Source organism: Herbiconiux aconitum, from assembly GCF_024979235.1.
Lineage (GTDB): Bacteria > Actinomycetota > Actinomycetes > Actinomycetales > Microbacteriaceae > Herbiconiux > Herbiconiux aconitum.
Map to the genome: position 1 here is coordinate 54,780 of NZ_JANLCM010000001.1, position 22,370 is coordinate 77,149.

Sequence of the window (22,370 nt, forward strand, 5' to 3'; positions counted from 1 at the left end):
AGTTCAACCTACTGCGCCAACCCCGGACTGTCACCGGTTAAGACCCTTTCAGTCATCTTTCGTTTCGCTGTGTGTGCAAGACACGCCGCGCCGATCACCACACCGCCTCGTTCGGAGATGGCACGATGCGCCTCGGCGAGGGTCGACCCGGTCGTCAGCACGTCGTCGACGAGCAGCACCGCGCGCCCGGCCAGGGCTCCGGATGCCTGCATCGCCCCCCTCAGATTGGCCGTGCGCTCGATTGCGGACAGCCCAGCCTGGTCGGCGATCGACCGGCGGAGCACGAGTCCGGGTGGCCGTGCCACCCGGTGACCGGCGCGGTGCACGAGGAGATCGACCGGCCGGTAGCCGCGTCGCCGCACCGCTGCCCGCGCCGACGGCATGGTGACGATCTGCGCATCCGTCACCCCGCCCTTCCGGGCCGCGGACACGGCGCACAACAGGGCCGCGCGCATCGCCGGCGCGAGGAGGCGCAGCGCATCCGTTCGCCCGTGCTCCTTCACCGCGGAGAGCACGCGGGCGACGACGCCCCCGTACTCGAGCGCGACGATGACGGCAACGGGCAACGGACCGGCCCGCACGGTGGCCAGGCGCGGTGCCAGCTCGAGTCGGCAGGCAGCACACACCACCCGGTCGGGCGCGCCGCACCCTGCACAGCTGACGGGCAGAAGCACCGTGGCGGCGTCGGCGATCCAGTCGCCGAGCACGGAGGGGAGGAGGAGCCGAAAGGCGGTCATGCTCCCATGGTCGCCCGCTCGACGCCGTGCCCGGCGGTCGGCAGGCGATCTGTGGAGAGCAGTTTCAGTTCTGCACAGCGAGCCGGGAGATGCCCGTCGTGGTGGCCTGCCAGGCGCTCCCCCGCTGCTGCTGCAGACCGCCGTCGCTCGAGAGCACCCGCAATCCGTCGAGGTCGTTGCCACCCGCGATCGACACCGCGCCGACCGGCGCGCCGAGGCTCGAGCTGCGCCCGCCGAGCACCTGGGCAACCGCGCGATCCTCGCCCGAGGGCAAGGCCGTGACCGAAGCGACCGTGAGCTGATCGACCCAGGTCGCGTCCACCGGCACTCCCTGGCCGGTCGAGAGTTCCACCGGCTGGCCGAGTCGCTGCGGAACACCGGCCTGGTCGCGGATGACGGCGGCCACCACCAACTTCGGCAGTCCGTTGACCGAGAGGAACGCGAGCGCGCGGGTGCCGTCGCGTGAGATCTCGAGCGAGGTGATGGCGGATGCCCCGTCCCAGTTGGTGGGGATCGTCACCCCCGAATCGTCGGGCCCGTACACGGTCACGGAGGTCGGCGCGCCGGACGGGACCGCCCAGACGTAGCCGAAGGGGTCGACGGCGGGGTCGATCAGGCCGCTGCGCTGGTCGAGCACCGCGGGCGCATCACCGGCACGCACCGCGAAGACCTGGCCGTTGGAGGCCTTCACCGCCGCGGTGTCCGCCGTCGCGGAATAGGCGGCCGAGAGGGGCTGAAGGCCCTCCACTCCTTCGCTGATTCCGGGAATGGCGGCGACGGATGAACCGGCCACGTACCCGAAAGCGCCGTCGCGCAGCACCAACGGCTGAGCGTTGACCCGCGGATCGGAGTCAGGGGCCGCGATGTTCGATCCGGGGATGGGCACGATGTTCTGATCGACCGAGATGGTGACGTTGGAGGCCGAGGCCAGGTCGCTCAGACTGGTGCGCAGTTGGTACTGCATCCGCTCGAGGTCGTTCGCATCCGATTGCAGGATGTTGTTCGACAGCTCGACCTGCGTCTGCCCGCCCGTCGTGACCACCGCCGTGGTAGTCGTGCCGTCGGGGAACGCGGTCACCACCGCGCCGTCGCCGAGCCAGGTCGACGGGCCGGCCAGCAGGGCTTTCACGACGCGCGTGCCCACGGCGACCGATGAGGGGAACCAGCGGAGGTCGGGCACCAGGTAGGTGAACGTCGGATCGTAGAAATAGAGGGCGTGCGAACTGAAGACCTGGTCGAAGAAGAGGTCTTCGATCACGATGCCGTCTTCGAGCGAGTTGATGCGCCATTCGCCGTCGACCTGCGTGAAACTGAAGTCGAGCGGCAGCGGAGCGCTCGAGGTGCTTTCGGTGTACGCGCCGTTGGAATCCACCCTCGCCTCGGGGGTGACGTTCATCTCCAGCTGGGTGTCGCTGAGTGCCGTCGTGGGTCGCGGACCGGTGTCGACGATCGCGCTCTCGTTCGGCTTCCAGGAGTCGGCTGCCGCCTTCGTGAGGTAGCGCCGGGCGATCTGATAGTCGTCTTGCGGGCTCTTCGCGGCCAGGATGAAGCCGTTCAGGATGTCCTGCTGAGAGGCGCCCTTCACGGGGTCGGCCGCGAGGAAGATGACGTCGATGTCGTCGTCGGTGCCGAGGGCGTCGCCGGGTTTCACCGCTCCGGATCGCGGAATGCCGCTGCAGGCGGCGAGCCCCGCGAACAGGAGCACTCCGAGCAGCGCGAGCAGGGTGGTGCCGAGTCGTCTACGCATGGTCGGCTCCTGTCTGCACCCGGTCGTCGCTCGGCGGAGCCGGCGGTGTCGGCGACGTCGGCGATGCCGGCGGTGTCGGCGGCCGCAGCTCCGCCACCGCCGGAGCCTCACCGTAGGCGTCGTGCGGCTCGAGCGGCAACGGCGACTCCCCGGCCGGCCGCGACTGCACGCGCGGCAGTGTCAGGCGGAAGCAGCTTCCCGCGCCCGGGCGCGACCACACCTCGAGCACCCCGCCGTGCAGGGTGGCGTCTTCGAGCGAGATCGCGAGCCCCAGCCCGGTTCCTCCGATGGTGCGCTTGCGCGAGGGGTCGGCCCGCCAGAAGCGATCGAAGACGCGCTCGGCGTCGGCCTCGCTCATCCCGCTCCCGTAGTCGCGCACGGAGAGGGCAACGGCGTGCTCATCGCTGTCGACACTCACCACGATGGGCTTGCCGTCGCCGTGCTCGATCGCGTTGCCGAGAAGGTTCCGCACGATGCGACGGATGCGCCGCCCGTCGACCTCGGCTTCGAAATAGCCGCCCGGTGCCACCAGGCGCAACTGCGACCCGGCCTTCTCGGCGAGCGACTCCATCTGGTCGATCGCGTCTTCGGCCAGTCGCACCAGGTTCGTCGGCTCGGTGTCGAGATGCGCCGATCCGGCGTCGAAGCGGCTGATCTCGAGAAGGTCGCTCAAGAGCACCTCGAAGCGCTCGGTCTGGGTGTGCAGGAGCTCGGCGGTGCGCCCGGTGGCCGGCGGGAAGGATTCGCGTTGGTCGTAGAGCACGTCACCGGCCAACCGGATGGTGGTCAGCGGCGTGCGCAACTCGTGCGACACATCCGAGACGAAGCGCTGCTGCACCTGCGAGAGTTCGGCGAGCTGGGTGATCTGCGACTGCATGCTGTCGGCCATGCCGTTGAACGAGCGCGCCAAGGTGGAGATGACGTCTTCGCCGCGCTCCGGGATGCGCACCTCGAGGTGGCCGGCCGCGAGCTTCTCGCTGGTCTCGGCCGCCATCCGAATCGGTTGCACGACGATGCGCACGATCAACCACGCCACCAGGCCGATCAGGATGACGAGCGCGAGCCCGCCGAGCCAGAGCGTCTGCTGCACGAAGACCAGGGTCTGCTCGGCCTCGGCCAGGTTGTAGCCGATGTAGAGCTCGAAGTTGCCGGCGCCCGGGATGGTGAGGGGGGAGCCCACGATGATGCCCGGGTCGGTTCCACCGGCCTCGTTCACGAGCGGCACCGATTGCCAGTACTGCTGCACGTCGTCCGGATCGTCGGCGACGTCGGCCTGCAGCTGGTCGCTGATCACGCCGTCGGCCAGTTCGGGGCTCGCGAACGAGAGCACCGTGGTGGAATTCGTGGTTTCGCCCGGCGTCGCGTAGAGCGCGATCAGGCGACTCGACGACGAGGCGATGATCGCCGACTTCGCCGAACTGAGCAGGGAGATGGTGGATGCCTCGCCCGACGCATCCGAGGAATCGAAGATGGTCTGCGCCGCGGTCGCCGCGTTCTTCGACTCGACCAGCACCTGGTTCAGGCGCGACTGGAACAGGTCGTTGCCAATGGAGATCGACATGTACGTTCCGGTGGCGACCACCGCGATCGCCGACAGGGCCACCGTGATCACGATCGTGCGGAACTGCAACGACCGCCGCCAGACGCGCGCCACCTCGCGCGGCCAGGCGCGCCAGTTCTGCCAGCTGCGGAGCACCGTCGGGCCCAGCCGGCTCTTGCGGATGGCGGGCGAGTCGCTCATCGGACGCGGGGTGTCACGGGGTGCCGGCGCGGTAGCCCACGCCGCGCACGGTCATCACGATCTTCGGGTTGTCGGGGTCTTCCTCGACCTTGGCGCGGAGGCGCTGCACGTGCACGTTCACCAGGCGTGTATCGGCCTTGTAGTGGTAGCCCCAGACCTGCTCGAGCAGCATCTCTCGGGTGAACACCTGCTGCGGCTTCGTGGCGAGGGCCAGCAGGAGGTCGAACTCGAGAGGGGTCAGGTTGATGCGCTCCTCGCCGCGCTTCACCTCGTGCCCCGCGACATCCAGCCGCAGATCGCCGATCTGCAGCACCTCGGGAGTGTTCTCGGGCGTCGGGCGCAGGCGGGTGCGGATGCGCGCCACCAGCTCCTTCGGGTTGAAGGGCTTCACGACGTAGTCGTCGGCACCGGATTCGAGACCCTTGACCACGTCGGAAGTGTCGGTGCGAGCGGTGAGCATGATGATGGGCGTGCCCGACTCGGCCCGGATGAGGCCGCAGACCTCGATGCCGTCGAGACCGGGGAGCATCAGGTCGAGCAGCACCAGATCGGGCTTGGTCTCGCGGAAGGCCGCGAGCGCCTCGGAGCCATCGGCGCAGAACACCGGATCGAAGCCGTCGGATCGGAGGACGATCCCGATCATCTCGGCAAGGGCGGAGTCGTCGTCGACAACGAGAATGCGAGGGTCCATGTGCTGTTTCTTCCGCTTCCGTCGGTTCGGGTCACGTGCACCATTGCGCGCATCCGCCGATTCAGGCTGTGATTGGGACAAGAGTAGTCGAGCTCGCAGAAGACCTTCTCGACAGATGCCGAGAAAACTCTGAGCGAGTATGGAAGCATGGACCGGTAAACGGGTGGGTCGGACACCAGCGTCGAGGGTTGAAGGGCACCGATGAGCGAGAACGACAGCTGGGCGCCCCCGAGCGCCGACGGATCGAGTGCACCGCCGCCTCCCGCGCCTGAGACTGCACCCGCACCTGCGCCTGCGCCTGCAGCGCAGTACGCGCCGCCACCGCCGCAGCAGTACGCGCAGCCGCAGCCGCAATACGGGCAGTATCCGCCGCAGGCGCCGCCCCCGCCGCAGTACGGGCAATACGCCCCACCTTCCCCGCAGTACGGGCAGTACGCCCCGCCGCCTCCCCCGCAGTACGGGCAGTACGCCCCGCCGCCTCCCCCGCAGTACGGGCAATACGCCCCACCGCCCGCACCACCCGGATACCCGCAGCCCGGCGCATCCGTGCCGTACTGGGCGCAGGGTCAGGGCTACGCGCAACCCGGCCCCGCCCAGTGGGCCCCGCCGCCCAAGCCGGGCCTGATCCCGCTGCGGCCGCTCGGCTTCGGCACCCTGATGGGCGCGCCGTTCCAGGTGCTGCGCCGCAACCCCAAAGCCACGTTCGGCAGCGGGTTGATCGTGCAGCTCGCGATCATCCTCGTCACCGTGCTCTTCGTCGGCGGCGCCGTCTTCTGGGCGATCTCACGCAGCGTGTCGGCCAACTCCGCCGATCAAGCCGCGGTCGGCGCCGGGAGCACCGCCATCGTGCTCCTCTCCCTCCTCGTTCCGGTCGCTCTCACGCTGTTCGCATCCGCCCTGCTGCAGGCCGTGCTGGTGGTGGAGGTCGCGCGCGGCACGCTCGGTGAGAAACGTCGTCTCGGCGAGCTCTGGAAGGCGGCGTTCCGGCGCATCCTGCCACTCACCGGCTGGTACGCGCTGCTCGCCGCCGCGATCGTCGTCGTGCTCGGGCTCATCGTGCTGGCGATCGTCGCCGTCGCGTCACTCGGCGACACCGGTGTGGTCTTCGCCGTTCTCGCGGGGCTCTTCCTCGGCCTCGGCAGTGTCGTGCTCGCTGTCTGGCTCGGCACGAAGCTCTCGATGGTGCCCTGCATCATCGTGCTCGAGCGCATCGGAGTCTTCGCCTCGATGCGCCGGTCGTGGAAGCTCACCACCGGCAACTTCTGGCGCACCTTCGGCGTGATCGCGCTCGTCTATGTCATCCTCTCCACTGCCTCGCAACTGCTCTCCGTGCCGTTCCAGTTCTTGATGCCCATCGCGCTCAGCCTGATCGACCCCAACAACACCGGCTCGGGCATCGTCGGCGCGGCCGCCCTCTACCTCGTGTTCCTGGCGTTCAGCATCGTGCTGTCAGCCGTGACCAGCGTGGTGCAGGCGGCGACGGTGGCCGTGATCTACATCGATCTGCGGATGCGCACCGAGGGCCTCGACATCGAGCTCGCCCGATTCGTGGAGTCGCGCCAGATCGGCGACGACTCCTGGCCCGACCCGTACCTGCCGCAGCGTCGCGGATGATCGTGATCGCCGCGCCGGCCGCGCTCGTGACCGACATCCCCGTCGATCCCGACGCCCACCAGGCGCGCCAGTGGATGCTCGACGAACTCAGCAAGCCACCCTACGAAGCCGCGCGACCGACCTGGTTCGATCAACTCTCCCAGGCCTTCGGCGAGTGGTTGGGTTCGCTCCGGGTGCCCGACGGCTCCGGCTTCGGCGGACTCGTGCCGCTCGCCATCGTGATCGCCGTGGTGGTGCTGCTCGTGGTGGCGTTCCTGGTGTTCGGGCGGCCCCGACTCAACCGGCGCAGCCAGGTGAAGACGGGGGCGCTGTTCGGCGCCGACGACACGCGCTCCGCCGTCGAATTGCGCGCCTCCGCCGCCCGGGCCGCCGACCAGGGCGACTTCAGCACCGCCATCCAGGAGGCCTTCCGAGCCCTCGCCCGGCAGCTCGCCGAGCGCACCATCGTGACCACCTCGCCCGGCACCACCGCCCACGACTTCGCCCTGCGGGCCGGCGCCTCGTTCCCCTCCCACAGCGACGAACTCGGGGCCTGCGCCCGGCTCTTCGACGGCGTGCGCTACCTCGACGAACGGGGCAGCCGCGAGGGCTTCGACCGCGTCACGAGCCTCGACCGAAGGATGCAGGCCGACCGGCCCACCGCGCTCGAACGCATCGAGAGCGTGGTCGTTCGGTGACGGCCGCAAGCCCGACTCCGGCCGTCGTGGGCGACGCGCCCGTCGAGACTCCACGGCTGCGCTCGACCTTCCGGCGCCGCTTGTTCTGGATCGTGGTGCCGATCATCGCGCTGCTCGCCGCCATCGCCACCGTGCTGCTCACCGCATCCGGGGTTCCGGATGTCGAGCGCTTCTCCATCGGCAACGCCGGCCCGTCGGGCAGCCGCGCCGTCGCCGAGGTGCTGCGCGGGCAGGGCGTCGACGTGGTGGCGGCCGCGAGCCTGGCCGAAGCGCAAGCGGCGGCCGGCGACGACTCCACCGTGCTGTTCACCGACCCCTACGGCTTTCTCGATGTCGAAGGGCTCGACGCCCTCGCAGCGCTGGGCACCGACCTGGTGCTCGTCGAACCCGGCACCGACGAACTGGCCGCTCTGGCTCCCGGAATCGCGAACGCGGGCGCGGCCGAGCAGGCCGACTCGGTGGCGGCGGGCTCCGGATGCGCCATCCCGGCCGCCCAGCGCGCCGGAAGCATCTCGCAGCCCGGGTGGACCTACCGGGCGGTGGGCGCCAGCGCTGGTGGTTTCGCCACCTGCTTCCGGTCCTACGACGATGCCTACGCACTGGTGCAACAGTTGCGAGCCGACGCCCGTGGCACCGTCACCGTGCTCGGCGCGGGTGATGCGCTCACCAACGAGCGCGTCGCCGAGGCGGGCAACGCCGCGCTCGTGCTCGGCCTCCTCGGCGAGCACCGCACCCTCGTCTGGTACGTGCCGGGCCCCGACGACCTCCCCGCCGACGCGGCACCGCCCACGATCGGCGAGCTCACGCCGGGCTGGGTGACCCCAGTCATCCTGCTGCTCGTGCTCGTCACCGTCGCGGCCGGCATCTGGCGCGGACGGCGGTTCGGCGCGGTCGTGGTCGAGAACCTGCCCGTCACGGTGCGGGCGAGCGAGACCATGGAGGGGCGTGCCCGCCTGTACGCCAAGCAGGGGTCGTACGCCCGGGCGCTCGATGCCCTTCGGATCGGCACCATTTCCCGACTCACCGTGCTGCTCGCCCTGCCGCGACACGCATCCGTCGTCGAGGTGAGTCGCGCGGTCGCTTCGGTCACGGGTCGCAACGTCGACGAGGTGCACGACACCCTGGTCGGAGCCGTGCCCCGCTCGGAGGGCGAGCTGCTCGCTCTCTCCGACCGGCTGCTCGTGCTCGAGCAGGACGTTCATCGGGCGACGAACCTCCGCTGACCGCACGCCTCCCCCGCCACCCATCGATCCGATCGAAAGCCCCGCGGCTCCGCCGCTCCGAACAGAAGAGGAACACCGGATGACCGACCAGCCGCAGTCCGCAGGCTCCCCCGCCCCCGCCGCCACCACCGCCGCCCACGCCGACGCTGCCGCCGCTGCGACGCCGACCGCCGACGAGCTGCGGCAGGCGCTCGCACGCGTGCGCGCCGAGGTGGGCAAGGCGGTGGTGGGTCAGGACGGGGCGGTCACCGGCCTCATCATCGCGCTGCTCGCGCGTGGCCACGTGTTGCTCGAGGGCGTGCCCGGCGTCGCCAAGACACTGCTGGTGCGCAGCCTCAGCCAGGCGCTCAACCTCGACACCAAACGGGTGCAGTTCACACCCGACCTGATGCCGGGCGACGTCACCGGTTCGCTGATCTACGACGCGAAGGCCGGGGAGTTCTCGTTCCGTCAAGGGCCGGTCTTCACGAACATCCTGCTCGCCGACGAGATCAACCGCACCCCGCCGAAGACCCAGTCGGCGCTGTTGGAAGCGATGGAGGAGCGCCAGGTCAGTGCCGACGGCGTGACCCGCAAGCTCCCCGACCCCTTCCTCGTGGCGGCCACGCAGAACCCGATCGAATACGAGGGCACCTACACGCTTCCCGAGGCGCAACTCGACCGCTTCCTGGTGAAACTCGTGCTCGACCTGCCCGAACGCGAGACCGAGGTGGCCGTGCTCACCCGCCACGCGAACGGCTTCAACCCCCGCGACCTGGTCGCTGCCGGCGTCACCCCCGTGCTCGACGCACGGATGCTCACCCTGGCCCAGAACGCGGTCACCGGCGTGCAGACGACTCCTGATGTGCTCGCGTACATCGTCGATCTCGCCCGGGCCACACGACAGAGCCCCTCGGTGAAGCTCGGCGTGAGCCCCCGCGGCAGCACGGCGCTGCTGGCGGCGTCGAAGGCCTGGGCATGGCTGAACGGCTACCCCGGCGTGACGCCCGACCACGTGCAGGCGATGGTGCTGCCGGTGCTGCGGCACCGCATCCAGCTGCGGCCTGAGGCGGAGCTGGAAGGGGTGTCGGTGGATGCGATTCTGCGGTCGATCCTGACTCAGGTGAGGGTGCCGATCTAATGGGCGTAGCTGTGTTAGCTGCGCCAGAGACCTCTCGCCTGCGGCGAGGGGCCTCAGGCGGTCGCGCCGGTCCCTGCCCGGCGCGACGCGACATGTTCGCGTGCGGTCGCTGGCGCGGCCGCGCGCTCACCCTGGGTCGTCGAGAAGGGCCCGAGACTTCGTTGCCGTTCTGGGCGTTGCTCGGCGGAGAAGTCCAAGCGAGACGCGCACCGTGGGGCTCTGCGGCCGCGCTTGGGCTCTCGTTTGGAGAAGTCCGGCCCGAATCGGCTCGCGGGGTGCTGCCGTGAGTCTGTCCGGGCGGCTCGTTGCCGTGCTCGCGCTTGGGGTGGTTCCTGTTGTGCTGATCAGCGTCATTTACGACGCAGCCTACCTCGCGCTTCTGGGGTGGATCGGGTTCGTGGTTCTGCTGGTCGTGGTCGACCTCGTGGTGGCCGGGTCACCTCGGCGGGTCGCGGTGGAGCGGGCGCTGCCGGCTCGGGTGCGACTCGGCGAGACGGTGACCAGCACGCTCTACCTCACCAATACGGGGTCGCGGATGCTGCGGGGCGTCGTGCGCGACGCGTGGCAGCCATCGGCGGGGCCGGCCACCGCGCGGTCCCGCGTCGCGATTCCGCGGGGCGAGCGGCGAGCCGTCACCATCGGGCTCACGCCCTTCCGGCGCGGCGAGCGGCGCACCGAGCGGGTCACCATCCGCTCCTTCGGACCGCTCGGACTCGCAGCCCGGCAGGCGACCCTGCTCGCCGAGGGGCGCATCCGGGTGCTCCCCCCGTTCAACGCCCGCAAGCACCTCCCGTCGCGACTGGCTCGGCTACGGGAGCTGGACGGGCGCGCGAGCGTGATGATCCGCGGCCAGGGCACCGAGTTCGACAGCCTGCGCGAATACGTGCGCGGAGACGACGTGCGCTCGATCGACTGGCGCGCCACCGCCCGACACAGCGACGTGATGGTGCGCACCTGGCGACCCGAACGCGATCGACGGGTCGTGATCGTGATCGACACCGGCCGCACGCAGGCCGCGCGCATCGACGACGAGCCGCGCATCGACACCGCCTTCGAGAGCGCCCTGCTGCTCGCCGCCCTCGCGACGCGGGCCGGCGACCGGGTCGACCTGATCCTCTACGACCGGCGGCTGCGCGGGCGGGTGCACGGCGCATCCGGACCGGAGCTGCTTTCGCGCATGGTCGACGTGATGGCGCCGATCGAACCCGACCTGATCGAGATGGACTGGACAGCGGTGCCCGGACTCGTGCGCCAGGTCACCACCCAGCGTTCGCTCGTGGTGCTCGCCACCGCGATCGACGCGCCCGGCATCTCGCGCGAGCTGATGGCCATCGTGCCGCAGCTCACCCGCAACCACATGGTGGTCGTGACCTCGGTGACCGATCCGGATGTCGCGGCCGGCGTTCGCGAGCGCGGTGACCGTCTCGAGGTCTACCGCGCTGCAGCGGCCGAGCGGGCGCTGCTCGACGTGGCGCGGGTCACGACGGTGTTGAAGCGGTTCGGGGCGGATGTGGTGACGGGCGCGCCGGCCGACCTGCCGCCGGCGCTGGCGGACCGGTACATAGCTTTGAAGGCGGCGGGACGCCTTTAGGGTTCCGAACCACCTCTCACCGGGGGTACCGCTTCGCCCGTTCCCGCGATGCGCGGCCTGCGGTCGCGCGTCGCTTATTGCTCGCGCCGCCGCTACTGCGGCGCGAGGCGACATGTTCGCGTGAGGTCGCTGACGCGGCCTCGCGCTCACCCTGGGTCGTCGAGTAAGGCCCGTTGCCTTCGGCTCGGGCTTCCTTTCCCTTGGCAAGGCTGGCGGCTTTTTAACCGGCCACCAGTTGGGTGGCACCGGCCTCGAACTCCTCTAGGTCGCCCGTGTGGCCTGCCCGCGCCGCGCGACCGCCCACGAACAGCATGTAGAAGAGGAACGCCGCCAGGGCCAGCGCACCGATGCCGATCTTCACGAACCAGGGCCAGGGGGCCGGGGTCACGAAGCCCTCGATGATCCCCGAGACCAGCAGCACGAAGACCAGGCCGATCGCCACCGTGAACAAGGAGCGGCCGTTCTCGGCGAGCGACTGACCGCGGGTCTTCGGCCCCGGCGCCACCCAGGCCCAGAAGATGCGCAGACCCGCCGCGGCCGCCACGAAGATGGCCGTGAGCTCGAGCAGGCCGTGCGGGAGGATGTAGAGGAAGAAGATGTCGCCGCGCTGGTACTCGAACATGACCGCCCCGGTGATGCCGAGGTTCTGCGCGTTCTGGAAGATCACCGCCGGCACGAACACGCCGAGGATACCGAAAGCGATGCACTGCGCCGCGATCCAGGCGTTGTTGGTCCAGACCTGGCCCGTGAACGACGCGGCCGGGTTCTCGGAGTAGTAGTCGACGAAATCCTCGTCGACCAGCTTCTTCAGATCCTCGTTCGAGCCGAGGGCGGCGAGTACGGCGGGGTTCTGCGTGATCCAGAGGGCGTAGAGACCGGCGATGACGAACGTCGCCACCGCTACCGCGAGCGTCAGCCAGCGGATGCGGTAGAGCGCCGCCGGAAGGTGGATGGCGAAGAAGACCGGAAGCTGGCGCAGGATGTTCGTGCCCGCACCCGTGAACCGCAGCCGCGCCCGCGACAACGAGACCGAGAGCCGGTCGCCCTGAGAGGTGGAGCCGGCGACGGTCTTGATGGCCGAGAGCTGCGTCGAACCGGACTGGTACCGCTCGATCAGTTCATCGGCTTCGCGGCCCGTGTAGTGGCGCCGTCGGCCGAGTTCATCGAGACGATCCCATTCGTCACGATGGGCGGCGGAGTAGGCGTCGAGATCCATCTGATTAGATGATATTCATGACGCAGCCGTTCGGGGTGGATTCGAGCTCACGAACGAGCGCCGCCGTCGCCGCCCCGTCGGCCGACGAGCTGCTCACGGGCGAAGCCGTGGCGCTCGACGTTCGGCCGGCGAGCTTCCTGTTGCGGAGCGCGAGCGGGGCCATCGACTTCCTCGCCTACGTCATTCCGCTGATCGCAGCCCTCTACGTCTACGTGACGATCCTGTCCTCCGATTCGGGGATCGACCCCGCCCTCGGCCAGGCACTCTCCCTCACCCTCGTCGTCACCTTCCTGGTGGTGGCGCCGATCGTGGTCGAGGTGGCGTCACGCGGACGATCACTCGGCCGGCTCGCCATCGGCGCCCGGATCGTGCGCGACGACGGCGGTGCGATCTCGCTCCGGCACTCCGTCATCCGGGGCCTGCTGGGGTTCGTCGAGATCTTCATGACCCTCGGAATCCTGGCCTTCGTGGTCTCGATGCTGAACGCCCGCTCGAAGCGTCTCGGCGACCTGCTCGCGGGCACCTACAGTCAGCACGAGCGGGTGCCACGGCCGATCCCGTTCGTCGTCGGGGTGCCGCCCGAACTGGCGGGCTGGGCGCAGACGGCCGACGTCGCGAAGCTTCCCGACCGATTGTCGCGCCGGATCGTTCAGTTCCTCACCCAGGCCGACCGGATGACGCCGCAGACCCGTGACCGCCTGGCTCAGGAACTGGCGCGCGAAGCCGCGCCCTACGTCTCACCGTTGCCGAACGTGCACCCGCACGCCTTCCTGCTCGGCGTGTCGGCCATCCGTCGCGACCGCGAGTACACGGCGCTCATGCTGGAGCGCGAGCGCCTCTCCCGGGTCGACCCCATCCTCCAGGGCCTCCCGAACGGGTTCCCCGACCGGTAGGCCCCGCTGCATCGACCGGAAGTCCGGTAGGTCAGTAGCGGTAGTGGTCGACCTTATAGGGGCCGTCGACCGGAACACCGATGTATGACGCCTGCTCAGGGCGCAGCGTCGTGAGCTCGACACCGAGGGCGTCGAGGTGCAGACGTGCGACCTTCTCGTCGAGGTGCTTCGGCAGCACGTAGACGCCGATCGGGTACTTCTCCGGGGTGGCGTAGAGCTCGATCTGTGCGAGCACCTGGTTGGTGAAGGAGTTGCTCATCACGAACGAGGGATGCCCCGTGGCGTTGCCGAGGTTCATCAGCCGCCCCTCGGAGAGCACGAGCACACTGCGGCCGGTGGGCAGGCGCCACTCGTGCACCTGCGGCTTGATCTCCACCTTCACCACGCCTTCGACGCGAGCCAGCCCGGCCATGTCGATCTCGTTGTCGAAGTGCCCGACGTTCGCCACGATCGCAAGATGCTTCATGCGAACGATGTCATCGACGCGGATCACGTTCACGTTGCCCGTGCCGGTCACGAAGATGTCGACCTCGTCGACCACGGAGTCGATTCGCGCCACCTGGAAGCCGTCCATCGCCGCCTGCAGCGCGCAGATCGGGTCGATCTCGGCCACGATCACTCGGGCGCCCTGACCGCGAAGAGCCTCGGCTGCGCCCTTGCCGACGTCGCCGTAACCCACCACGAGTGCCACCTTGCCGCCGATGAGCACATCGGTCGCGCGGTTCAGGCCGTCGGGCAGCGAGTGGCGGATGCCGTACTTGTTGTCGAACTTCGACTTCGTGACCGAGTCGTTGACGTTGATGGCCGGGAAGAGCAGTTCGCCGGCCGCGGCCAGCTCGTAGAGGCGGTGCACACCGGTCGTGGTCTCCTCGGAGACACCCTTGATCTCGGCGGCGATGCGCGTCCACCGGCTCACGTCATTCTCCAGCGAGTCGCGCAGCACACCGAGTACGATGGCGAATTCCTCGCTGTCGTCGGCCGTCGTATCCGGAACTCGCCCGGCCGCCTCGAACTCGACGCCCTTGTGCACCAGCAGAGTTGCGTCGCCGCCGTCGTCGAGGATCATGTTCGGCCCGATGAACGACCCAGCGGATGCCGCTGCTTCCGTCGACCAGTCGAACGCACGCTCGGTGCACCACCAGTATTCTTCGAGCGTCTCGCCCTTCCAGGCGAAAACCGGCACTCCGGCCGGAGCCTCGACGGTGCCGAGCGGGCCGACGACCACAGCGGCGGCCGCCTCGTCTTGCGTCGAGAAGATGTTGCAGCTCACCCAGCGCACCTGCGCGCCGAGGGCCACGAGGGTCTCGATCAGCACGGCGGTTTGCACCGTCATGTGCAAGGAACCCATGATGCGGGCGCCGGCCAGCGGCTTGGACTCGCCGAACTCCGAGCGCAAGGCCATGAGGCCCGGCATCTCGTTCTCGGCGAGGCGGATCTGGTGCCGACCGGCCTCGGCGAGACCGAGGTTCGCGACTCGGTAGGGCAGGGAGACGGCGGTAGCGGAAGCAATGCTCATTGCCCCATTCTCGCAGACGGCGCCCGGTGATCGCTGATCGGTGACGCAGTTGCCAGAACCACTGGTAGTGTCGCTACCGGTAGTGATACTATCACTCCATGCAGATCACCCAGCTCGTCGAACAATCCGGCACCCCGGCCGCCACCATCAAGTTCTACGTGCGCGCCGGACTCCTGCCGGCCGGCGAGCGCGTCGGCGGCAACCGCACCGACTACGGCGAGGAGCACGTGCACCGCCTGCGACTCATCCGGGCCATGCTCGAGGTCGGCAAGCTCTCGATCAGCTCGGTCGCCGCCGTGCTCGACGCGCTCGACACTCCGGGTCTGCCCCTCGCCGAGACCTTCGAGATCGCGCAGAACGCGCTGTCCCGCGACGTGGTTCCGGATATCTCGGAGCCGTCGGGCGAGAGTGTCGCGCGGGTGGACGGGGTGGTCGAGCGCGCCGGCTGGAGACACTGCGGCGACAACGTCGGTCGCCGGATCGTCGCCCAGGCCGTCGACGCTTTCGCGAAAGCGGGGCATCCGCTCCCCGACGATTACCTCGACGCCTACGCGGCCGCCGCCCAGCGCGTGGCCGAAGCCGACCTCACCGCCGTCGGCCGGATCGCCGACCCCGTCGACCGCACCGAGCTCATGGTGATCGGCACCGTTCTCGGCGACACCTTGTCGCTCGGCCTCCGGCGGATGGCTCAGGCCCACATCACCTCGGAAAGGTATCTGTCATGAGATCCGTCTTCGCCTGGCACCGGCCATTGATGACCGTCGCCGCGCTCATGGCGCTCAGCGCGCTGGTCTGCCTCGTCGGACTCCTCGTCGACCAGCGGGAGGTCACCGGCGTCGACGCCTGGCTGAAACCGCTCAAGTTCTCGCTGTCGATCCTCGTCTACAGCGTCACCTGGGCCTGGTTGATCGCCCACCTCCCCCGCTGGCGGCGCGCCGCACACATCACCGGCACCGTGATCGCCGTGGCCCTCGTGGTCGAGCAGGCCGCCATCGTGGGCGCCGCCGCCGCCGGTGTTACGAGTCACTTCAACGTCTCCACGCCGTTCGCGATCGCCGTGTGGGGCGTGATGGCGGTGTCGATCACGGTGCTCTACGTCTGCACCTTCGTCACCACGGTGTTCGTCTGCTTCCTCCGACTGCCCACGCGCTCGCTCACCGTCGCCGTGCGGGCCGGTGCGGTGCTCGCGCTGGTCGGCATCGGTCTGGCCTACCTGATGACCTCGCCGACCACCTCGCAACTGAACGACTTCCAGGGCATTGCGGGCGCCCACACCGTCGGTCTCGCGGATGGTGGACCGGGACTGCCTCTCCTCGGCTGGAGCACCGTGGCCGGCGATCTGCGCCTCCCGCACTTCGTCGGAATGCACGCGCTGCAACTGTTGCCGCTGTTCGCGATCCTCGTCGGCTGGCTCGGCGGGCGGTGGCGGATGCTCGCCGACGACCGTGTGCGAGTGCGGCTGGTCGTCGTGGCGACCGCGGCCTACGCGGCGACGCTCGTGTTGGTGACCGTGCAGGCTCTGTCGGGCGAGTCGATCGTGCGGCCGACCGGAGTGTTCCTGGCCGGCGGATGGCTGATCCTGGGCGGGTCACTCGCCGCCGTTGCGGCGATCCTGGTCGATGGAGCACGGCGCGGTCAGGCCGCCCCGGCGACCGACGGCCTAGTCGACGTAGGCGTGACGCATGACCTGCCAGCCCTGCGGGGCGGAGAGGCGATCGGTGTGCCGGCCGCAGAGGTCATAGCTGTGGGGCTCGGGCAGCGGGCTCAGCGGACCGACGACGATCAGTGAATCGGCGTAGTCGTAGGTGAGCGTCGTGGCGGCCTCACCGCGGCACGAGGGCCGCGAGCATTCCCTGTTCGTCATCCATTCCAGCCTAACCGCGCACCGGGTCGGCACCCGCTCACGCTCACCCCGTGTCGCGCCGCAGCCGTAGACTTGGGGCATGGCTCGTTCACGCAGGACTCCGCGTTCAGCGACGATCCGGGCCCGCACCCGCAACCGGCACGGTCGCGACCTGCGTTCCTCGGTGGCCGGGCCGCATCTCCCGTTCCTCCGCTCCCGCATCGACCTGTTCGACATGACGGTGGCCTCCACAGCCGAATACCTGCGGAGCGTGTGGCCGAATGAGCTGGCCAACGTGAGCTTCGAGGTGGCGACGATGCCCTTCGGCGCCTTCGGGTCACCGGATCACGTCGACCGCTGGTCGGTGACGAAGAACCGGGTGATCATGTTCCGTCTTCCGATCGAACGGATGTCGCGCCTGCACCGCGACGACGAGGTGCACCGTCGGCTCGCGATCGAGTCGTGCGTTTTTCGGGCGGTCGCCGAGTTGCTCGGCAAAGATCCCTGGGACTTGGCGCCCGACCGCTTCCGGCACCTCTAGAACTCTGTAGCGGGTCGACCGCGCTCAGGGGTAGACGACGACCGGACCGGCCGCCGGACTCGGCGGCACGATCGAGAACGACGACGAGAACCCGGGCCCGAAGTAGGTGACCGCCGCCGAGACGGGCGCCGAACTGGTGATCGTGTACGACTCCCCCGAAACAAGGGGAATGTAACGCGCGCCGGGGACGATCGCGACGTCGTCCACGACTCCCGCGGTCGTGGTGAGCGTGAGCGCCACGTCGGCGTCGGTGGTGTTCACGACGTGCAGGCGCGGGTTCGGGCCTTCGGCGGTCGCCACGAAGAAGGAGGGGCCGAGCTGCTGCACGGCCTGATACCAGGCGAAGTCGATGGCGCCTTTCGCGATCGTGGCCGTGCGGGCGCCGACCACGAGGGGCTGGTCGCTCTCGACCTCGATCGTGTAGATGCCGTCGGGGATGTCCTGGAGCGGAAACTCGGTCACCACCTGCGGAGTGAGCCCCACCTGGTATTCGGTCTGGGCGCCGCCGGTCTTCTCTTCGGAGATGCGAACCGTGACCGAAGCGGGGTCGGCGCCCGGCACGAACATCCGCAGCACGCTCTGCAGGTCGGTGGCGTCGGGGTCGCCGAGTCGCTCGGCGATCGTCGATGTGCCTGCGACCTGCACACCGGTGACGGTCTGCGTGTTCGCCGGAGGGGCGGTGGGCCCGGCCATCTCGACACCGCCGGGCTCGAGGCCGCGCACGACGCTCTGCTGCACGGCCGCGTAGACCGCGCCGACACTCGACTGCACGTGGACGACGGGGGCGGAGAGATCCGGTGCGAGGCCGGCCAGCGAGAGGATGCGCGTCGAACGGGCCGGCACGTCGAGGTTCTTCGCCCCGGGCGATTCGACGACGCCGGCGTCGCCGTAGATCGTGAGGTCGACGACCGCGGCGACGTCACCCGGGTTCGACAGGAGGACGAAGCTCGTGCGACCCACCGTGGTCGCACCGGCGACGAGCCAGCTGTCGGCGTTGGCCTCACCGCACGCGGTCGAGGCGAAGCCGACCAGATCTCCACTCGCGACGGTCTGCGACTGCACGGCCGCGAACAGCGAACCGCTCGCGGCGGTGGCCGGCAGCGCGATGCGCGCGGGCGCGGTGCCATCACCCGAGACGATGTCGTCGGGCGAGGCGAGTGCGCTGCGGTCGAGCGCCTCGGCGCCTTGGGTCGAGGAGGCGATGACGGTCGCGGAGCCGACGCCGGAGATGGCGGTCGCATCCTGACCGGTGTCGTCGGAGAGCCGCACCAGAGGACCGGTACAGGCGCGCACCGACTCGGCAGGCGCCGGATCGACGGTGAAGGATGCGGGCGTCGCCGTGACCGACGGCAGCGGCACCGCCAGGGCGGTTCCTGCCACGACGACCGCGACTGCGGCGACCACCACGCCCGTGACGACCCGGGCACCGGTCGCGAGGATTCTGCGCTTAGCGGCCATCGATGCGGTCCTTCTGGTCACGGTCGATCGCGTCGCGGACGCTGATCACAGTCTCGTCGTTGGGGTCGTAGTCGTCGACCTCGGGCGTGATGCCGACGGGAGCGACCGGGTCGCCGGGAACGGCAGTCTCGATCAGCGGATCGACGCCGGGGGGTTCGAGCCCGTCAGACGTCGTCCCGGTCTCGGTCACGGCCACGGTCTCGGCCTCCGTCTCGGCCATGGTCTCGGCGGGGGGCACGTCCTCGGCGACCGCCTCGGTCTCGACCATCGGCGCGACATCCTCGTCGCCCGACGACGACTGGCCACCGACGCCCTCGACGACGACGTCCTCCACGACCACGCGCTCGACCACGACGTCTTCGTTCGCGACATCCGCGACGACCACGTCGTCCGAGACATCCGCGATGACCATGTCGTCGGAGACATCCGCGACCACCACCTCGCCCGACACGTCCTCGACAGCCGCTTCGTTCGCGACATCCGCGACGACCACGTCGCCCGAGTCGGACTCGACCGGCTCGACCGTGCCTTCCGCGTCCACCGCCGCCACGGCGACGACCTCCTCGGCGGGCAGGTCGCGCTCTTCGACGACTTCGAGCACCTCGGGCTCCTCGCCCACCGCGACGTCGTCGTCGAACTCGTCGTCTTTCTCCTCGGCCAGTTCTTCCTCCACCGAGTCGGCGGCAGCGACGTGCGCCGTCGTGCTCACGGCGCGGTTGCCCTGCACCTGGAGTCGACCGGCGGGCAGAGCGAGCAGTAGCGCCACCGCGAACACGAAGCCTTGGATCACGAGCACCAGCACCCGGAGCGGCGTGCCGGTGTTGGTCGGATTCGGTGCGGGCAGGCTCGCCGGCGCCTCCTGACCGGCCACCTGCCACAGCTCGCCGACCGAGGTCTTGCCGATGAAGGTCAGCTGCGGGTTGCTGTTCAGTGACGTGGAGGTGCGAGCCGAGATGGCATCCGCCTCCGCGCCGGCCTGGGCGGCTGGAGCGGGCTCGAGCAGCACGAAGGCGACGCCGAGATCCGTCAGTGTTCCGGCGATGTCGGCGGCCCCCACGGATGCCGCGTTACCGCTGAGCGTGGCGAGCCCGGTGCGGTCGGCATCCGTCACGCCTGCGAAGGCGGAGGTCGACGCCAGGGTCGACTGCTGGTCGAGGGTGGCTCCGGCGCCGTGCACGACTCCGGCACCGAGCCCGCCGTCGGCCTGAGGCTGCAGGAGAAGAGTGCCGACGCGCGGCGTGCTCGATGCCTCGGCCGTCACATACGCCGGCAGTGACCGGCCGTTGCCCGGCGCGACCTGGGCGGTGCCGAGCAGCACGCCGAGCGCCATGGGCAGCGCGATGACACCGATGGCCGCCGAGGCGACGACCGCCGGCAGCCCGGCGAAGCGTGGGAGCGCTGCGAGACCCATCAGTGCGGCGCCGACCAGGCCCATCCAGTAGAGGCTGAGGCCGGAGCCGGGCCAGATCGTGATCGCTTGCGATCCGCTCGTGGCCAGGGCGAGCTGGCTGGCGGCCACGGCCGTGATGAAGCCCAGGATGCCCGTCGCCACGGCGAACACGGCGCGGTACGAGCCCGGAAGAAAGAGCGACGCCAGGGCGAGCAGCCCGAGCGGCACGACGAGCAGACCGACGACGAGCAGCACCACGCCCGAGTCGATGCCGACGGAGCCGGCCACCGACTGCCAGCCGCCGAGTCCGGTCTGCGGGAGGCCGAGGAGCAGATCGAGCACCGGAACCGGGGCACGCCAGTTCGGCAGCCCGGGGTCGGCGAGCACAGCAAGGGGGGTGCCGCGCTGGAACTGGTTCCACAGCAGCGGCCCGAACAGCACCAGGGCGGGAATCGGGATGCCGATCAGCCGCGCCACATTGCGACGGCTTGCGATGGTGCCCACCAGCCAGATGAGGAGGAGGGCTGGCCAGAGCGACGGCGCCACGGCCAGCACGGCGGCGAACAGGATCGACGCCATGGCTGACGCCGACCACGACTTCGGCGCCGCGAGTCCCGCGAGCACGAGCCACGGCAGCAGGAGGTGGGCGAGCACCGGCCCGATCATGCCGGAGTCGAGCGCACCGAGGAACGGCGGGGCGAGCACCCAGAGCACGGCGGCGATGGTGCGCAGGAGCGGCCGCTCGGTGAGGTGTGCCGCGCAGAACCAGGCCGCGAGAGCTGCCAATGGCAGAGCGAAGAGGTAGAGGCAGACGATGGCGAAGCTCGGCGACCAGAACGTGATCGAGCCGAGCACGGCGAGCACGGCGGCGAATGGATCGGCCGCGCCCACGAAGCCGAGGCCGATGTCGCGGAATCCGGTGCCGATCTGCGCCCAGAGGCCGCCGACGGTGGTCTCGAGCGGCAGCGCACCGCCGCCGGTCATCGCCGCTGCGCCGAACACCGGCAGGAACAGCACGAAGCCGATCAGCGCGACGACGACCACCGTCGCCACACCGCCGCTGGAGATGAACTGGATGCGGTCACGAGAGCCGCGCAGGTAGGTCAGGGCGATCTCGCGCTGCAGCGACCGACGCCGCCGGATCTCGTCTCCCGGCATCCGCAACGGCGCGATCGCCTTCCAGCCGACCTTCTTCGACGCCTTCAGCCTGCTCCGGGATTCGCCGATCTTCGAGCCGAACGCCGTCTTGAACGCGGCCGCGAATTCTCCGCCGATGGCGCCGGGCTGCTTGCGGATGAGTTGGAAGATCGACCGCACGATGGCGAGCGGCACGAGCGAGAGCCAGTGGAAGACCACGGCGAAAGGCGGCGCGTAGACCAGGCGCCGGTGCAGCTGGGCCGCGCGACGAGCGGTCTGCCGCTTGCGGCGGGCGCCACCCCGGATGGAGCGACCGGGCCCGGAGAATCCGTCGCCGTCGGTCGCGAGTCGCGCGGCGGGAACGGCGAGCACCCGGTGACCGGCAAGACGCACGCGGATCGAGAAGTCGAGCGCGTTGTCGGCGGTCGGCAGGGCCGGGTCGAAGCCGCCCACCTCGTTCCAGACGACGTGGCGCACCAGGAGGCCGGCGGCGCCCATGGCCAGCACGTCGCTCATCCGGTCGTGCTGGGCCTGGTCGAGTTCGGTCTCGACCAGCGGCACGCTGGCGCCGAACTGGGTGACGGTCTCGCCGAACTCGGCGATGTAGTCGGTGTCGTCCCACTCGGTCTGCTTGGGGCCGGCGGCGGCGACCGAGGGGTTCACCTCGACGGCGGCGAGCAGAGCGGCCAGCGCTTCGGGGTCGGGGGCCGAGTCGTGCGCGAGCAGCCACAGCCATTCGTTCTCAGAACTCGGTGGCGGCGCCACGCCGAGGGCGTGCGCGACGGCGGTGCCGAAGCTCAGCCGAGTGGATGCCGAGATGAAGCGGGTGGGCAGCGCCGCGGCCAGCAGAGCCGCCGTGTTGTCGGTCGAGGCGCAGTCGACGACGACCAGCGCATCCGGGGCTCTCGTCTGTGCCGCGATTGCTTCGAGGGTTCGCGGAAGATGGTCGGCTCCGTTCGAGGCGACGAGGACGGCAGTGACTCGGGCGTGCATCGCATTGACTCTAAAGGCCACCCCGCCCATTCACGGGCGACCGCCCCGGCGTGCCGAGGTTCTTATGAATCGCGTGTGAACGATGCTTTCCCCCGCCACAAAGCCCGGCGACGGCGATCGTGCACAAGGCGCCACAAACCCGCCGATGTCGGCAGAATGCGGCGACCTGCGCGGCACATTCTGCGCTGAGAGCGGCCACAGCGTTCGGCGCACTCGAACTAACCGCAAGGCACGCCGCAGTA

The 22,370-nt window shown here is 69.8% G+C and carries 17 protein-coding genes and 1 pseudogene; 9 read left to right on the forward strand and 9 right to left on the reverse strand.

What is annotated here, in order from left to right:
• Positions 1-8: 8 nt before the first annotated feature.
• The 4 genes from N1027_RS00295 to mtrA all read right to left on the reverse strand — a co-directional run bounded on the left by N1027_RS00295 (position 9) and on the right by mtrA (position 4,916).
• Positions 9-737 carry a ComF family protein gene (locus N1027_RS00295; RefSeq protein ID WP_259503741.1) on the reverse strand — a complete coding sequence of 243 codons (729 nt, stop codon included), beginning with the start codon at positions 735-737 and terminating at the stop codon, positions 9-11.
• A 64-nt stretch (positions 738-801) separates the two neighbouring features.
• A complete protein-coding gene (locus tag N1027_RS00300; protein ID WP_259503742.1) occupies positions 802-2,484 on the reverse strand; it encodes an LpqB family beta-propeller domain-containing protein in 1,683 nt (560 codons plus the stop codon).
• Positions 2,477-4,225, reverse strand: a complete 1,749-nt coding sequence (gene mtrB / locus N1027_RS00305; protein ID WP_259503744.1) for an MtrAB system histidine kinase MtrB — start codon at positions 4,223-4,225, stop codon at positions 2,477-2,479. The genes N1027_RS00300 and mtrB overlap by 8 nt, the downstream gene beginning before the upstream one ends.
• Positions 4,226-4,238: 13 nt before the next feature.
• Positions 4,239-4,916, reverse strand: coding sequence for an MtrAB system response regulator MtrA (gene mtrA, locus N1027_RS00310; protein WP_259503753.1), 678 nt, complete (start codon positions 4,914-4,916; stop codon positions 4,239-4,241).
• A gap of 201 nt (positions 4,917-5,117) precedes the next feature.
• On the opposite strand from mtrA, the gene N1027_RS00315 reads away from it, so the two are divergent.
• The 5 genes from N1027_RS00315 to N1027_RS00335 all read left to right on the forward strand — a co-directional run bounded on the left by N1027_RS00315 (position 5,118) and on the right by N1027_RS00335 (position 11,141).
• Entirely contained in the window at positions 5,118-6,530 is a 1,413-nt protein-coding gene (locus tag N1027_RS00315) for a DUF7847 domain-containing protein (RefSeq protein ID WP_259503756.1), read from the forward strand.
• A complete protein-coding gene (locus tag N1027_RS00320) occupies positions 6,527-7,207 on the forward strand; it encodes a DUF4129 domain-containing protein (RefSeq protein WP_259503758.1) in 681 nt (226 codons plus the stop codon). The genes N1027_RS00315 and N1027_RS00320 overlap by 4 nt, the downstream gene beginning before the upstream one ends.
• Positions 7,204-8,430, forward strand: a complete 1,227-nt coding sequence (locus N1027_RS00325) for a DUF4350 domain-containing protein (protein WP_259503761.1) — start codon at positions 7,204-7,206, stop codon at positions 8,428-8,430. The genes N1027_RS00320 and N1027_RS00325 overlap by 4 nt, the downstream gene beginning before the upstream one ends.
• A gap of 79 nt (positions 8,431-8,509) precedes the next feature.
• On the forward strand, positions 8,510-9,550 hold the full coding sequence (locus tag N1027_RS00330; protein ID WP_259503764.1) for an AAA family ATPase: 1,041 nt from the start codon (positions 8,510-8,512) through the stop codon (positions 9,548-9,550).
• A gap of 283 nt (positions 9,551-9,833) precedes the next feature.
• Positions 9,834-11,141 carry a DUF58 domain-containing protein gene (locus N1027_RS00335; RefSeq protein ID WP_259503765.1) on the forward strand — a complete coding sequence of 436 codons (1,308 nt, stop codon included), beginning with the start codon at positions 9,834-9,836 and terminating at the stop codon, positions 11,139-11,141.
• Between the two features lie 220 nt (positions 11,142-11,361).
• Here N1027_RS00335 and N1027_RS00340 read toward each other — a convergent pair whose 3' ends face one another.
• Positions 11,362-12,357 carry a stage II sporulation protein M gene (locus N1027_RS00340; protein WP_259503770.1) on the reverse strand — a complete coding sequence of 332 codons (996 nt, stop codon included), beginning with the start codon at positions 12,355-12,357 and terminating at the stop codon, positions 11,362-11,364.
• Positions 12,358-12,374: 17 nt separating this feature from the next.
• Here N1027_RS00340 and N1027_RS00345 point away from each other — a divergent pair, with 17 nt between their 5' ends.
• Positions 12,375-13,250, forward strand: a complete 876-nt coding sequence (locus N1027_RS00345; RefSeq protein WP_259503773.1) for an RDD family protein — start codon at positions 12,375-12,377, stop codon at positions 13,248-13,250.
• Positions 13,251-13,281: 31 nt separating this feature from the next.
• On the opposite strand, the gene ahcY is transcribed toward N1027_RS00345, so the two are convergent.
• Positions 13,282-14,766 (reverse strand): adenosylhomocysteinase, encoded by a 1,485-nt coding sequence (gene ahcY, locus N1027_RS00350; RefSeq protein WP_259503775.1) that lies wholly within the window; start codon positions 14,764-14,766, stop codon positions 13,282-13,284.
• Between the two features lie 98 nt (positions 14,767-14,864).
• Here ahcY and N1027_RS00355 point away from each other — a divergent pair, with 98 nt between their 5' ends.
• Both N1027_RS00355 and N1027_RS00360 read left to right on the forward strand, forming a co-directional pair.
• Complete coding sequence (locus N1027_RS00355) at positions 14,865-15,491, forward strand: MerR family transcriptional regulator (protein ID WP_259503776.1); 627 nt, start codon at positions 14,865-14,867, stop codon at positions 15,489-15,491.
• Positions 15,488-16,555, forward strand: a complete 1,068-nt coding sequence (locus N1027_RS00360; RefSeq protein WP_259503778.1) for a hypothetical protein — start codon at positions 15,488-15,490, stop codon at positions 16,553-16,555. Before N1027_RS00355 ends, N1027_RS00360 begins: the two co-directional genes overlap by 4 nt.
• On the opposite strand, the pseudogene N1027_RS20030 reads toward N1027_RS00360, so the two are convergent.
• Positions 16,499-16,711: pseudogene (locus tag N1027_RS20030) on the reverse strand (DUF3499 family protein); the annotation flags it as partial. The gene N1027_RS00360 and the pseudogene N1027_RS20030 sit on opposite strands and share 57 nt — an antisense overlap.
• On the opposite strand from N1027_RS20030, the gene N1027_RS00370 reads away from it, so the two are divergent.
• A complete protein-coding gene (locus N1027_RS00370; RefSeq protein WP_259503779.1) occupies positions 16,710-17,150 on the forward strand; it encodes a metallopeptidase family protein in 441 nt (146 codons plus the stop codon). The pseudogene N1027_RS20030 and the gene N1027_RS00370 sit on opposite strands and share 2 nt — an antisense overlap.
• 24 nt (positions 17,151-17,174) lie before the next feature.
• Here the strand turns inward: N1027_RS00370 and N1027_RS00375 are convergent, their stop codons facing one another.
• Both N1027_RS00375 and N1027_RS00380 read right to left on the reverse strand, forming a co-directional pair.
• The gene (locus tag N1027_RS00375; RefSeq protein WP_259503780.1) at positions 17,175-18,608 is read right to left on the reverse strand and encodes a DUF5719 family protein; all 1,434 of its coding nucleotides are present in this window, start codon (positions 18,606-18,608) and stop codon (positions 17,175-17,177) included.
• A complete protein-coding gene (locus N1027_RS00380; protein ID WP_259503783.1) occupies positions 18,598-22,128 on the reverse strand; it encodes a glycosyltransferase in 3,531 nt (1,176 codons plus the stop codon). Before N1027_RS00380 ends, N1027_RS00375 begins: the two co-directional genes overlap by 11 nt.
• Positions 22,129-22,370 lie beyond the last annotated feature (242 nt).

Excerpts from the sequence above, each read along its gene's own strand:
- N1027_RS00300 (WP_259503742.1), bottom strand. The coding sequence starts at position 2,484 with ATGCGTAGACGACTCGGCACCACCCTGCTCGCGCTGCTCGGAGTGCTC.
- N1027_RS00355 (WP_259503776.1), top strand. The coding sequence starts at position 14,865 with ATGCAGATCACCCAGCTCGTCGAACAATCCGGCACCCCGGCCGCCACC.
- N1027_RS00380 (WP_259503783.1), bottom strand. The coding sequence starts at position 22,128 with ATGCACGCCCGAGTCACTGCCGTCCTCGTCGCCTCGAACGGAGCCGAC.
- N1027_RS00375 (WP_259503780.1), bottom strand. The coding sequence starts at position 18,608 with ATGGCCGCTAAGCGCAGAATCCTCGCGACCGGTGCCCGGGTCGTCACG.
- mtrA (WP_259503753.1), bottom strand. The coding sequence starts at position 4,916 with ATGGACCCTCGCATTCTCGTTGTCGACGACGACTCCGCCCTTGCCGAG.
- N1027_RS00360 (WP_259503778.1), top strand. The coding sequence starts at position 15,488 with ATGAGATCCGTCTTCGCCTGGCACCGGCCATTGATGACCGTCGCCGCG.
- N1027_RS00370 (WP_259503779.1), top strand. The coding sequence starts at position 16,710 with ATGGCTCGTTCACGCAGGACTCCGCGTTCAGCGACGATCCGGGCCCGC.
- ahcY (WP_259503775.1), bottom strand. The coding sequence starts at position 14,766 with ATGAGCATTGCTTCCGCTACCGCCGTCTCCCTGCCCTACCGAGTCGCG.
- N1027_RS00330 (WP_259503764.1), top strand. The coding sequence starts at position 8,510 with ATGACCGACCAGCCGCAGTCCGCAGGCTCCCCCGCCCCCGCCGCCACC.
- N1027_RS00315 (WP_259503756.1), top strand. The coding sequence starts at position 5,118 with ATGAGCGAGAACGACAGCTGGGCGCCCCCGAGCGCCGACGGATCGAGT.
- N1027_RS00345 (WP_259503773.1), top strand. The coding sequence starts at position 12,375 with ATGACGCAGCCGTTCGGGGTGGATTCGAGCTCACGAACGAGCGCCGCC.
- N1027_RS00320 (WP_259503758.1), top strand. The coding sequence starts at position 6,527 with ATGATCGTGATCGCCGCGCCGGCCGCGCTCGTGACCGACATCCCCGTC.
- N1027_RS00340 (WP_259503770.1), bottom strand. The coding sequence starts at position 12,357 with ATGGATCTCGACGCCTACTCCGCCGCCCATCGTGACGAATGGGATCGT.
- mtrB (WP_259503744.1), bottom strand. The coding sequence starts at position 4,225 with ATGAGCGACTCGCCCGCCATCCGCAAGAGCCGGCTGGGCCCGACGGTG.
- N1027_RS00295 (WP_259503741.1), bottom strand. The coding sequence starts at position 737 with ATGACCGCCTTTCGGCTCCTCCTCCCCTCCGTGCTCGGCGACTGGATC.